Origin of the sequence: Cellulomonas sp. (assembly GCF_035634735.1) — a bacterium.
GTDB lineage: Bacteria > Actinomycetota > Actinomycetes > Actinomycetales > Cellulomonadaceae > Cellulomonas.
Map to the genome: position 1 here is coordinate 1 of NZ_DASQCJ010000032.1, position 12,712 is coordinate 12,712.

Consider the following 12,712-nt stretch of genomic DNA (forward strand, 5'->3'; position numbering starts at 1 on the left):
GTCCCGCGGCCGCAAGGGGCGCTGAGGCGTGCACATGCCCGCCCCGGGCCTGCGGGTCACGGTGCTCACCGGCGCCGGCGTCTCGACCGGCGCGGGCATCCCGGACTTCCGCGGCCCCGACGGCACCTGGACCCGGCACCCGGAGCAGGCCGAGCTGCTGGAGATCGACCGGCTGGTGGCCGACCCCGACGTCCGGCGGCGCGGCTGGCAGATGTGGCGCACGCACCCGGCGTGGACCGCGCGGCCGGCGGCGGGGCACCGCGCCCTCGTCGACCTGGCGGCGGCCGGCCGGCTGCAGGCGCTGCTGACCCAGAACTTCGACGGGCTGCACCAGGCCGCGGGCTCCGACCCCGCCGACGTCGTCGAGCTGCACGGCACCCTGCGCACCACGTCCTGCCTCGCCTGCGGCGACCGGCAGCCGACCGCCGCCGTGCTCGCGCGCCTGGACGCCGAGCCCGACCCGCCGTGCGCGGTCTGCGGCGGCGTCCTCAAGCCGGACGTCGTCTACTTCGGCGAGCGGCTGCCGGACCGGGCCCTCGAGCGCGCGATCGCCGCGGCCACCGACGGCGACGTGCTGCTCGCGGTGGGGACGACGCTGACCGTGCAGCCGGTGGCGAGCCTCGCCGCGCTCGCCGCCGACTCCGGCGCCGAGGTGATCATCGTCAACGCCGAGCCGACGCCGTACGACCGGATCGCCGACCGCGTCGTCCGGGAGCCGATCGAGCGGGCGCTCCCGGCGCTCGTCACGGAGCTGCTCGCCCGCCCCTGACCCGTCGCGCCGCGGTGGTCCGGGTCACGTCGCCGCCACTTCCCTGCATGGGACAGATGTCCTATAGTCCACGTGGAGTATTCAAGAAGGAGCATCACGTGGCCGGCACGCTCACCCCCCTCGCGGTCGCAGTCCTCGGGCTGCTGGTCGAGGGGCCCCTGCACCCCTACGAGATGCACCAGGTGCTCCTGCACCGCGCCACCGACCGCATCGTCAAGGTCCGCCCCGGCTCGCTCTACCACTCGGTGGACCGGCTGCACCGGGACGGGCTCGTGCGGGCGGTCGGCACCGAGCGCGCCGGCAACCGCCCGGAGCGCACCACCTACGCGATCACCCCGGCGGGCCGCGACGCGCTCGCCGACCAGCTCGCCGCGATGATCGCCGCCCCGGTGAACGAGTACCCCCGCCTGCCGCTCGCGCTGGCGGAGGCGCACAACCTGCCGCGGGAGACCGTCCTGACCCTGCTCCGCGACCGGCGCGCCCGGCTCGCCGCGGAGCTCGACGACCTGCGCGCGGGCGTCGACCGCGTCAGGGCCAAGGGCCTGCCGGCCCGCTACTGGATCGACCTGACCTACCAGATCGCGGTCTACGAGACCGAGTCGACCTGGATCGCCACCTTCATCGAGGGCATCGAGTCCGGCGACATCGCCTGGTGACCCGGCGCGGCGACCGCCGCGCGCCCTTCCACCCGCTCCGCGCGAGCACGCTTCCCTGCGAGGAACCCGCATGTCCGAGACCGCCCGTCCCTGGCCCGCCCTCTGGGCGCTGGTCGTGGGCTTCTTCATGATCCTGGTCGACACCACGATCGTGTCGGTCGCCAACCCCGCCATCATGGCCGGGCTCGGCACCGACATCGACGCGGTCATCTGGGTGACCAGCGCCTACCTGCTCACCTACGCCGCCCCGCTGCTCGTCACCGGCCGGCTCGGCGACCGCTTCGGCCCCAAGCCCGTCTACCTGACCGGCCTGGTGGTCTTCACGCTCGCGTCGCTCGCCTGCGGCCTGGCCGGGTCGATCGCCGTGCTGATCGCCGCGCGCGCCGTGCAGGGCCTCGGCGCCGCGCTGATGACGCCGCAGACCATGGCCGTGATCACCCGGATGTTCCCGCCGGACTCCCGCGGCAAGGCGATGAGCCTGTGGGGCGCCGTCGCCGGCGTCGCGACCCTGGTCGGCCCGATCCTCGGTGGCGTGCTCGTCGACGGGCTGGGCTGGGAGTGGATCTTCATCGTCAACGTGCCGGTCGGCGTCGTCGCGTTCGTCCTGGCCTGGCGCCTCGTGCCGCGGCTCGAGACGCACGCCCACCGGTTCGACGTGCTCGGCGTCGTGCTCAGCGCGCTCGGCATGTTCCTGCTGGTGTTCGGCATCCAGGAGGGCCAGTCCTACGACTGGGGCCTGATCGGCGGCTGGCTGCCGGTGTGGGGCGTCGTCGGGGCCGGCGTGGTCGTCCTCGCGCTGTTCGTGTGGCACCAGGCGCGGACGAAGGACGAGCCGCTGCTGCCGCTCGGCCTGTTCCGCGACCGGAACTTCGCGCTGGCCAACGGCGCGATCAGCGCGCTCGGCTTCACGGTGACCTCGATGTCGCTGCCGCTGGTCTTCTACTACCAGCTCGTCCTCGGCTTCTCCCCCACCCGGTCCGCGCTGATGCTCGCGCCGATGGCCGTGATGACCCTGGTGCTGTCGCCGGTGATCGGCCGCAAGGTCGACACCGCGAACCCGCGGAACATCGCCCTGGTCGGCATGCTGCTCCAGGCCGGCGCGCTGGTGTGGTTCTTCCTCTGGCTGAGCCCGGACCCCGACCAGTGGGCGCGGCTGCTGCTGCCCAGCGCGGTGCTCGGCGTCGCGAACGCCTGCCTGTGGTCGCCGATCTCGTCGACCGCGACGCGCAACCTGCCCCGCGCGCAGGCCGGCGCCGGCTCGGGCGTGTTCAACACGACCCGGCAGATCGGCTCGGTGCTCGGCTCGGCCGCGATCGCCGCGCTCATCCAGGCGCGCCTGGTGGCCGAGCTCGGCGCCGGCGCGGCGGACTCGACCGGCGCCGCCGAGGCGGCGGGCTCGCTGCCCGAGTTCCTGACCGGCGGGTTCTCCGACGCCATGGCGCAGTCGCTGCTGCTGCCGGCGGCGATCGCGCTGGTCGGCGCGGTGCTGGTGGCGTTCTTCGTCCGCCCGCAGCGCGGCACCCCGGGCGCCCCGACGCCGGCTGCCGCGGCGTCGCCCGCGCAGCGCACCTCCGCCTGACCGGCGCGCGCGCCGCGCGCCGAGTGCCTAGCAAACGCGTCGAGTGCCTATCCGCCGGGTAGGCACTCGACGCGTTTCATGTTCACTCGACGGCGGGGCGGGCACGGGCGCCCGCGTCAGCGCGAGCCGGCCCCCGCTCGGCGCTCGTCCTCGCCCTCCGCGGCGGCGACGCCCGGCAGCATCTCCTCCGGCAGCTCGTCGACCGGCACCACCACGAGGTCCTGCACCTTCCAGTCCAGCGCCGTCGCCGCCTCCCGGGCCTCCGCCAGCTCGCGCAGGCCGGGCGCCCGGCCGTCCCGGGGGACGACGAACGCCTCGACGTGGAACACGTGGCCCTGGTCCCGGACCCGCGACCGCGCGTCCTGCACCCACGGCAGCGCCCGGAGCCGGGCGTCGACCTGCTCGGTGAGCGGGTGCGGCTCGTCGCCGTCGACCGTCGTCGCCCGCGCGTCCATCAGCGCACCGGCGGCGACCCGCAGGTTGCCGATCCCGTCCCGCAGGATGCTGACCGAGATGAACAGCGCCGCCGCGGAGTCGGCCCACCACAGGCCCGCGCCGATGCCGAGGATCCCGACGACCGACCCCAGCGCCGTCATCCAGTCGGCCTTGTTCATGTCGGCGTCCGCGTAGAGCACGCGGTCGTGCAGCGTGCGGGCCAGCGGCATCTTCGCCCGGCCGAGCAGCACCGGCGGGATGCCGGTGAGCACCATCGCGCCGATCATCGGCCAGCCGGCCCAGAACACGTGGTCGCCGAGGTGCATCACGCCCACCGGCGGGTGCTCGGCGGCGAGGAGCCCGCTGCCGGAGTCGAGCACCAGGAACGTGCCCATCGCCAGCAGCGCCGCCGCCGCGACCAGGTGCCCGACCCCGACCGACCGGTGGTACCCGTACGGGTGCGCCGTGGTCGGCCGGCGGCGCGCGAACCGCACCGCCACCAGGAACGAGATCGGCGGGATGAAGGACAGCAGGTCCTCCGCCCAGGCCGCCTTCATCGCCTGCGAGCTGCCCATCACCAGGTAGACCAGCGTGACGCCGACCAGCAGGAACGCGATCGTGCCCCACGCGAGCCGGATCGCCCGGCGCAGCGCCGCCGACTGCTCCTCCGGCAGCTCGGTGTGCCCGAAGGTGACGCCACCCCCGGCGGCCGTCCCGCGGCCGCTCACGGCAGCACGTCCCGGTGCTGCTCCAGCAGGAACGTCTCCAGCCGGACGAGGAACGCGTTCTCGCCGAGCGGCGCCGCCATCACGTGCGGCTCGGGCTCGCCGTGCTCGTCGGGCACGGTCGTGTACGGCGTGGTCAGGGCCGCCTGCGCCGACCAGGGCGACCTGCCGGTGAACCCGCCGACCACCAGGTCGAGCTCGCCGGCCTCCAGGTCGCCGATGAGCGCCTCCTCGCTGCCGGTGGTCCAGGCGACCTCGGCGTCGAGGGCCTCGGCGAACTCGGCGACGATCTCCGCCTCGAGCCCGGACGGCGGGGCGCCGTCCTCGAGCTCGGTCCACGGCGGGTTGGCCGTGATCCCGACCCGGAGCGCGTCCCCCGTCACCCGCTCCAGCGTGCCGTCGGGGTCGGCGGGGAACCCGCCCGAGCACCCCGCCAGCAGCGCCGCGGTCAGCAGCAGTCCTGCGGTGCGTCTCATGCGGCCCGAGTGAAGCGCCTTCCCGTCGCCCCCGCACGTCGGGCCGCCGCGCTCCCCCGGGTCGGGCACCCGGGAGAGCGCGGCGGCGCCGCGGGTCAGCCGCGCCGGCGCGCCAGCCGGGCGCTCAGCGCCAGGCCCCCGAGCCCGAGCAGCACGGCCGCCGCCGCGGCGAGCAGGCCGACGCCCGTGCCCGTCACCGCGAGCGCGCCGCCGCCGGCGGTGACCACCGCGCCGGCCACCGCCCCCGCCGGGCCGCCGCCCGCGCCCGGGCCGGCCGGGTCGCCCGGGTCGCCCGGGGCCCCCGGCAGCGCCGGCCCGAGCACCCGCACGAGCCCCGCGTCGACGGTCGGGTCCAGGTAGTCCGCCGCGACCCCGTCGCCGGGGACCGCCGGGCGCACCCGCGGCTCGCCGGCCCCGAGCACGACGTCCCGGGTCCAGCCCGTCGCGTCCGCGTCGGAGTCCTCGGCAGCGTCGCCCTGCCGCGGCGCGGTGAACCCGTACCGGCCCGCGAGCGCGCCGTCGAGGACGAACCGCACCCGGTAGGAGCCCGCCGGCAGCAGGTCGAACAGGTACCGGCCGTCCGCGTCCGTGGTGGTGGTCGCGACCGGCTGGTCCGAGCCGGCGGCGTACAGCCGGACGGTCACCCCGGCGACGCCGGGCTCGCCGGCGCCCTGGCGGCCGTCGTGGTCCTCGTCCAGCCACACCCGGTCGCCGAGGGCGTACGTCCGGTACACGGCGACGCCGGCCCGGTTCGGTTCGAGCGTCTCGTGCTCCACCCCGGACGGCGTGACGCTGGCGGTGGTGACCACCATCGTGTTCCAGGCCGGCGCGTCCACGTCCGCCGCGGCGGTGTCGTAGGCCGTCGCGGACCGGGTGCGGAACGTCGCCGTCACGGTCTCGCCGGGCTGGAGGTTCGCCGCCGCCAGGTCCAGGTCGACGCGCAGGCCGCGCACCCGGGACAGGTCGTCGACCTGGTCCGCCGGGGTCCAGACGTCGGCGGCGCAGCCCGCGCCGAACGGGTCCGCCGAGCGCGGGTCGCCCGTGTAGGTGCACGTGGCGCCGTCGAGCAGGTACGACACGGTGGACGTGGCGCCGTCCGGCAGGCCGGTGAGCCGCAGGTCGCCCAGGTACTCGGTCGCCCACACGCTCCCCCGCGCGCTCGTGCTCTGGGACCGCGAGGTGCCGGTGTCGCCCGCGAACGGCAGCACGTCCACCAGGGTCGCGCTCGCCGTCGGCAGGTTGCCGGTGTTGGTCACCCGGAGCCGCCAGGTCTCGGTGCCGCCCGGCTGGGTGCGCACCAGGCAGGGCGTGCGGTAGAACCCGTCCGCCGACACGCACGCCTGGCCGCCCGCCGACGTGTTCACCACGCCGGTCGGGGCGGCACCGGGCGCCAGGTCCTCGGCCACGTCCTTGACCCGGAGGTAGTTGGGCAGCGCCACGACGTCGACGCGCGCGGTCGCCCCCCGGCTGAGCCCGTCCGCCGAGGTCAGCACGAACCGGTTGGTCAGCACCGACCCGGCCGGGGTCCCGGCGCGGACGGCGAGCGGCACCGTGACGGCCACCTGCTCGCCGGGCATGAGCCGGGTGCCGGGCGGGAACGTCACCCGGATCGCGTCGCCGTCGACCACGACGGTCGGCTCGGCCGCCGCGATCGGCGCGTCCCCGGGCGCCACCGCGACCGCCGCCGCGCCGTACGCGTCGGGGTCGTAGACCAGCTGCGGCCCGGCGGCGTCCGCCGGCAGCACGTCGGCCAGCACCGGGTCCACGATCGGCGCCGTGCCGGTGTTGGTCGCCGTCAGCCGGAACGGCAGCCGGGAGCCGGGGCCGGTCGTGGTGGTGGCGGGCGTCTTGGTGACGGCGGCGTCCACGACGCCGTCGGTCACCGTGTAGGTCGCCACGGCCGGGTCCAGCACGACGGGCGCCGGCTGGCGCTCCGCCTGCACGGTCCCGGTGACCTCGTTGGTCAGCGTGCCGGCCGGCACCTCGGCGCCGGTGGTCCGCAGGGTCGACCGCGGGCTCAGCGCGAACACCGCGGTGGGCCCCTCGAACCCGCCGACCCGGCGGTTCGCGAACCACGACCCGGCGGGCGCCTGGAAGGTCACCCGGACCCCGGTGACGTCCGCCGCCGACGCGCCGTCCGGCAGCGCCGCGGCGCCGTCGGGCAGCGGGGGCATCATGGTGCTGACGCCCGCGGGCAGCGCGCTGGTGACCGGTGCGGTCCAGGCGCCGTCGACGCGGTACTGCACGGCGGCGGTGTACCCGGCGCCGTCGGCCGCGGTCACCCCCGCGAGCGCCTCCAGGCCGACCAGGTCGAACGCGTCCCAGAACGCCGGCGACGTGTCCTCCAGGACATAGGTCGCCGGGCGGCTCACGGCCTCGTCGCTGACCCGGCGCGCGCTGAGCGACAGCCGCACCGTGCGGTCGGTCGCCGCGTACCGCGTCCCGGTGTCCGGGGACACCGACTTCGCGAGCGCGCCGTCGAGCGGCTGCAGCGCCTCCGGGTACAGCACGGTGGCCGCCTGCGCGACGTCGGCCGGGGCGCCCGGGCCGAGGTCCCCGACCAGCGTGTTGGTGAGCGTGGTCGACGGGGCCGCCTCGGCGGTGCCGGTGATCGGCACGCCCGAGCGGGTCTGCGCCCGCAGCACGGTGTCCGCGACGACGACCAGGGCGGCGCCGTCCGGGAGGGTGCCGTCGGCCCGCGCCTCGACGGACACCACGTCCGCGAGGTCCGCCGCCGACAGCGCCGCGACGGCCGCCGCCGAGCCGAGGTCGTGCAGCACGCCGCCGTCGGCGCCGCGCAGCACGACCCGCAGCGTCCCGGTCCCGGCCGGGGCCGTCACCGCGAGCCGGGTGAGGTCGACGTGCTCGAACGTGCTGCCGTCGTCGGTCGCCGGGTCCGGGTCCACCAGCCGCAGCGAGCCGACCGGCACGCCGGACACGTTCTGCACCCGCATGGTCAGCCGGTTGGCCGGCCGGTCCGCGCCCGGCTCGGCGTTGTCCGCGCCGATCAGGGCGGACGCGTCCCGCCAGGCCTTGCTCGCGTCGACCCGGCGGATGTCGACCGGGGCGTCACCCGGGCCGAACGTCACCGTGTCGCCCGCGTCGGAGGGCCCGGTCAGCCCGGACCCGACGCCGGTGCCGGCCGCCTCGACCGCCACCGCGTTCCGCAGCGCGGTCCCGGGGGTCACCGCCTGGTCGAGCGCGAGCACCAGCGCGACCCGCGGCGTGAACGTGCCGTCGAGCGGGAGCGAGGCACCCGTCGGCGTGTAGACGACGCGGACGCCGTCCGCACCCGCCGGGACGTCGAGGTCGAGCAGCGCGGTGGCGTCGGCGGTCGGGCCCGCCAGCGAGACCCAGGAGCCGCCCGTCCGGACCAGCACCTCGGCCCGCGAGCCGGCCGGCACCTGGACGGAGCCGACCCGGTCGAGCGCGGCCGCGTCCCAGAGCGTCGACCCGGCGTCCCCGCCGGCGGCGTCCTCGATCACCAGCGACCCCACCGGGACGGTGGTGTCGGCGGAGACCCGGCCGGTCAGCGTGGCGACGAGCTCCTGCCCCGGTGCGCCCGGCAGCGGCGCGCCCTGCGCCTGCTGGGTGAGCGCCTTGCTCGCGGTCGTCACGACCTGGCGCGGGAGCACGGTGAACTGCGCGGACGCGGTGCGCTCCGCCGCGGGCGTGCCGTCCGCCGCCTCGCCGTCGACCGCCACCTCGTTCGTGAACGCGCGGACGGGCGACCACGCGGCGTCGGTGGCGACCCGGAACGGCACGGTGGCCGCGGAGCCGGGCGCCAGCGTCCCGCGGTACTCGACGACGAAGCCGGTGACCACGGCGCCGGCCGGGGGCGCGGGCCAGGTGGTGACCCCGCCCGACGGCGGCGCCACCGCGACCGGGCCGCCCACGCCGGTGCCGAGGAACGTCACGGTCGCGCCGGTGGCGCCGGCCGGCCACGCGGCCGCGTCCACCGTGCCCGAGCCGTCCGTGCCGAACCCGTCGAACCCGAGCAGCCCGGCCGCCGGGTCGCCGAGCGGACCCGCCCCCGCCGCGGACGGCTCCGCGACGCGCAGGACGGACAGCTCGGTGTTCGAGGCGTTGCGGGCGGTCAGCCGGACGACGGACGGCTGCCCGGCGACCACCTCCGCGCGCGCGGCGCCGTCGAACGTCTTGCCGGCCGCGACCTCGACGGTGACCGGGTTGATCTGGAAGGTCGCCGAGGCGGTGCCGGTCGCGTCGCCCCGCGGCGTCGCGAGCGCGGCCCCCGCCGTGTTCGGGACCCGGGTCGTCGTGCCGCGGTCGGCCGTGCCGGCCTGCCCGAGCACCAGCGCGACGGAGCCCGCGGCCCCGCCGGCGACGATGGTGCCGTCGGCCGCGCCGTCGCCGGCGAACCGCAGCACGACGCCCGAGACCGTGGCGAGGTCCACGCCGCCCGCGTCCAGCGTCGCGCCGGGCGCGAACGGCCCGACCGTGACGGTGCCGGACGGGGTGGTGAGGTCGACCGCGACCGACGTGGCGCCCTCGGGCGCGGTCCAGGCGCCCAGGCCGCGCAGGAGCAGCGGCGTGCCGGGCCCGAACGCGGCCGGCGTGCCGGCGGCCGGGTCGGACACGGTCAGCGCCGTCGCGGCGACGGGCGAGGTGTTCCGCGCGCCCAGGGTCACCGTGACGTCGCCGGGGTCGCCCGCGACCTGGTCGGCCGGGGCCACGCGCTTGGTCACCGCGACGCTCGGGGTCACCGGGACCACGATCCCCACGGTCGCCGGGGCGGTCGCCGGGTCGGCGTTGCTGGCGGTGACGGCCGCGGTGTTGGTCACCGACGCCCCGTCCCAGGACAGCGGCGTCCCCGTCGGCAGCGTCGTGCGGAGCAGCACGCTCACGCTCTGCCCGGCCGCGAGGCCGACGACGCCGGGGTGGCTCGGGTCCGTCTCGCGGAACGCCACCCGGGCGGTGCCGCCCGCCACGGACACGACGGCCTGGCCGGTCTGCTCGGCCTGCACCGTCACGCCGTCGGCGTCCAGCACGAACGGCTCGGGCACGGCGTCCTCGAGCGCGACGTCGGCGCACATCGCGACGATCGACTCGCAGGTCACCTCGACGGTCCACGTCACGCCGTCGCCCGGCCGCGCCGTCGTCGCCGACGCCGTCTTGCGCACCGCCAGCGTGCCGCGGTCGCCCTCGGCTGCGCTCGCCGCCGGCGGCGCGGCGACCGCCAGCACCGCGCTGACCAGCAGCAGCGCCAGCACCGTCGCCAGCGCCGTCAGCCGCTCCAGCATCCCCCGTGACGCGCCGCGCGCGCCCGATCCCCAGCTCATCCCCGTACCCATCCCTCGACTGCGCCGGCGGAGCGGGCGCGGGTCGCGCGCCCTGGTCCGGCGGATCGGGGATCGGGAGCGCGGCCGGGGCCGGGGAGGTGAGAGCCGGGGTGAAGCCGAGGACCGCCGTCAGAGCAGCCCGAGCTCCCGGAGCCGGGCGACGGCGTCGGCGCGGCTGCGCACGCCGAGCTTGCGGTAGGCGGTCCGGGCCTGGGACTTCACAGTGTTGTGCGAGACGTGCAGCCGGGCGGCGACCTCGGCCAGGCCGGCGTCGCCCGCCAGCTCCCGGAGCACGACCAGCTCGCGCTCGGTGAGCCCCGCGCCCGGGGCGGCGTCCGGGACCGGCGCCGGCAGGCCCGCGAGCCCGGCGAGCACGTCCGCCGTGGCGGCGTCCGGCGCCCCGAGCCCGGCCAGCGCCGCGCGCTCGGCGGGGCTGACCAGCAGCCAGCCCGTCCGCGACCCGCCGGCCGCGACCACCGCGCAGGCCTCGCGCAGCGCGCGCGAGGCGACCGCCCGGTGCGCGTCGGCCCGGGCGGGCGCGTCCGCGCCGCCGCCGTCCGGCCCCGCCGCGCCGCGGGCCCCCGCGCCCGGCGCCGTCGCCGCCGCCAGCAGGAACCGCCGGGCGGCGCGCAGCCGCGGGCCCTCGTCGGGCAGGTCCGGCGCCGCGAGCAGCGCCCGCGCCTCGTCCCGCCGGCCGACGGACAGCAGCAGCCGCCCGCGGGCGACCCGGGCGGCGGCGTGCGGCCCGCGGACGGGCTCGAGCAGCTCCAGGCCGCGCTCCGGCTGGCCGGCGGCCAGGGCGAGCACCGCCCGGGACGCGGCGAGCCGGGCGCGCCAGTACGCCGTGGTGGGGGCGCGCCGGCCGCGGGGCAGCGCGGACGCCAGCGCCTCCTCGCCGGCGACGGCCTGCCCGAGCAGCAGGTCGGCCGTGGCGCGCGCCTCCGCGAACGCGGGCCAGAACTCGTTCGTCCGCAGCTCGTCGGCCAGGCCGTCCAGCAGCGCCACGGCCGCGGCCGGGTCGCCGTCCTCGAGGGCCAGGTGCACCCGCGCGAGGTCGAGCGGCGAGCGCCGGTAGGCGGTCTCGGGGCGCCGCGGCGGCTCGACGGCCGCCGCGGCCGCGGTCGCCGCACGGGCGCCGGCCACGTCGCCCTGCACGGCGAGGAACCCGGCCGCGAGCGCCTGCGCCGTGAACGCGCCCAGCGTGCCGGTGCGCTCGTGGGCCAGCCCGCCGGCGGCCACCTCCAGGCCGCGCTCGACGTCGCCGGCCGTGAGCAGCGAGGTGCCGAGCTGCCGGTGCAGCAGCGCCCGGAGCCCGTCGACGGTCGCGTCGGTCCCGGGCGGCGTCGCGGCCAGGTGCTCCGCCGCCGCCAGCGCCGCGGTCCGCGCGCGCCCGCCGCGCCCCAGCAGCCGCATCGCCACGCTCTCGGCGGCCCGGAGCACCGCGCGCTCGGCCGTCGTCGCCCGCGGCAGGTGCAGGACGGCGCCGCCCGCGGCGACGGCGAACCACTCGAGGGCGCGCGCCCGGTGCTCGGCCCGGGTGTTGTGCAGCAGGGCCAGCAGCAGCGCCAGCGGCGGGCGCGCCGCGACCGCGGTGCGGGGCAGCCGCTCGAGCACCCGGATGGTGTCCTCGGCGCTCGCCCGCTGGCCGGCGCCCCAGACGCGCATGACGACCGTCGTCACGAGGTCGACGTCGCCGGTCTCCGCGGCCGCGTGCACCGCGGGGTAGTACCGGCCCGCGTCCAGGCCCCAGCGGACCACCTCGCGGAGCAGCCCGTCGACGGCCCCCGGCTCGGCGCGCTCCAGGTCGGCGCGCAGCGCCGCCCGGACCACCGGGGTGAGCCGGAGCTCCGGGCTGGCCGCGCCGGGCGACCCGCCCGGCACCGCGGCGGGCTCCTCCCACGCGCCGAGCCCGTCGCGCTCGAGCCGCGCGAGCAGCGCCGCGCCGCCGTCCCCCGCGAGGGCGTCGGCGAGGGCGGGCGGCACGGTCGCGGCGACCGCGACGCGGCGCGCCGCCGCCAGGTACGCCTCGTCCCCCGGGTCGCGCTCCAGCGCGGCCAGCACGCCGCGGGCCGCCACCTCGACCAGGACGGGGCGCGACGCCGTGCGCAGGTCGACCGTCCCGGCGGCCGCGGCCAGCGCGACGGTCCGCACCAGCAGCCCCAGCCCGTCGCCGGCCTCCCGGACCCGGTGCGCCGCGCCGGGGTCCTGGCCGGCGCGCACGAGCACGTCCGCCACCTCCGCGTCGTCCAGCCGCAGCTCGTCCGGGCCCACGGCCGCGACGTCGAGCCGCAGCGCGGCGGCCGCGAGCAGCCGGTCCTGCGCCGAGCGGGTGCTGATCGCGACGTGCAGCAGGTCGGTCCCCGCGAGCACCTCGACCAGGTCGTCGTCGACGCGCGCCGAGGAGATCGCCTCGTACCCGTCGAGCACCAGCAGCGCCGGCCCCGACATCGCCCGCAGGGCCCGCACCACCTCGGCCGCCACCGCCCGGCCGCCGCGCCGGACGGCGGCCCGCGCCGCGTCGGCGGCCCCGTCGGCCAGCAGGCCGGCGCCCGCGACCTCGTCCAGCACGGCGGACCACGGGTCCGGGCCGGCGGCCTCGGCGTCCAGCCAGAGCACCGCGCGGTCCGCCGGCACCCCCGCGCGCGCCCACGACGCGAGCAGCAGGGTCTTGCCCGCCCCCGCGGGGCCGTGCACGACGACGAGCGAGGCGCCGGGGTCGAGCAGGGCGAGCGGGCGGGGCCGCGGCACGGCCCACGTCGGCACCCGGGGCAC

7 protein-coding genes are annotated in these 12,712 nt (G+C 78.3%); 3 read left to right on the forward strand and 4 right to left on the reverse strand.

Annotation, left to right across the window (positions count from 1 at the left end; genetic code table 11):
* Positions 1-34: 34 nt before the first annotated feature.
* From VER05_RS02800 to VER05_RS02810, 3 genes are all read left to right on the forward strand, one after another.
* Positions 35-769 (forward strand): Sir2 family NAD-dependent protein deacetylase, encoded by a 735-nt coding sequence (locus VER05_RS02800; protein WP_324843876.1) that lies wholly within the window; start codon positions 35-37, stop codon positions 767-769.
* Between the two features lie 47 nt (positions 770-816).
* The gene (locus tag VER05_RS02805; RefSeq protein WP_324843877.1) at positions 817-1,425 is read left to right on the forward strand and encodes a PadR family transcriptional regulator; all 609 of its coding nucleotides are present in this window, start codon (positions 817-819) and stop codon (positions 1,423-1,425) included.
* Positions 1,426-1,495: 70 nt separating this feature from the next.
* Positions 1,496-3,004, forward strand: coding sequence for a DHA2 family efflux MFS transporter permease subunit (locus tag VER05_RS02810; RefSeq protein WP_324843878.1), 1,509 nt, complete (start codon positions 1,496-1,498; stop codon positions 3,002-3,004).
* 116 nt (positions 3,005-3,120) lie between these two features.
* Here the strand turns inward: VER05_RS02810 and VER05_RS02815 are convergent, their stop codons facing one another.
* The 4 genes from VER05_RS02815 to VER05_RS02830 form a co-directional block, all read right to left on the reverse strand.
* Positions 3,121-4,167 (reverse strand): cation transporter, encoded by a 1,047-nt coding sequence (locus VER05_RS02815; RefSeq protein WP_324843879.1) that lies wholly within the window; start codon positions 4,165-4,167, stop codon positions 3,121-3,123.
* The gene (locus VER05_RS02820; RefSeq protein WP_324843880.1) at positions 4,164-4,640 is read right to left on the reverse strand and encodes a substrate-binding periplasmic protein; all 477 of its coding nucleotides are present in this window, start codon (positions 4,638-4,640) and stop codon (positions 4,164-4,166) included. Before VER05_RS02820 ends, VER05_RS02815 begins: the two co-directional genes overlap by 4 nt.
* Before the next feature lie 95 nt (positions 4,641-4,735).
* Positions 4,736-9,940 carry an SdrD B-like domain-containing protein gene (locus tag VER05_RS02825; RefSeq protein ID WP_324843881.1) on the reverse strand — a complete coding sequence of 1,735 codons (5,205 nt, stop codon included), beginning with the start codon at positions 9,938-9,940 and terminating at the stop codon, positions 4,736-4,738.
* A gap of 129 nt (positions 9,941-10,069) precedes the next feature.
* Positions 10,070-12,688, reverse strand: coding sequence for a LuxR C-terminal-related transcriptional regulator (locus VER05_RS02830; RefSeq protein WP_324843882.1), 2,619 nt, complete (start codon positions 12,686-12,688; stop codon positions 10,070-10,072).
* Positions 12,689-12,712: the final 24 nt, after the last annotated feature.

Coding starts and splice junctions, on each gene's coding strand:
- VER05_RS02825 (WP_324843881.1), bottom strand. CDS start 9,940: ATGAGCTGGGGATCGGGCGCGCGCGGCGCGTCACGGGGGATGCTGGAG.
- VER05_RS02805 (WP_324843877.1), top strand. CDS start 817: ATGGGACAGATGTCCTATAGTCCACGTGGAGTATTCAAGAAGGAGCAT.
- VER05_RS02820 (WP_324843880.1), bottom strand. CDS start 4,640: ATGAGACGCACCGCAGGACTGCTGCTGACCGCGGCGCTGCTGGCGGGG.
- VER05_RS02800 (WP_324843876.1), top strand. CDS start 35: ATGCCCGCCCCGGGCCTGCGGGTCACGGTGCTCACCGGCGCCGGCGTC.
- VER05_RS02810 (WP_324843878.1), top strand. CDS start 1,496: ATGTCCGAGACCGCCCGTCCCTGGCCCGCCCTCTGGGCGCTGGTCGTG.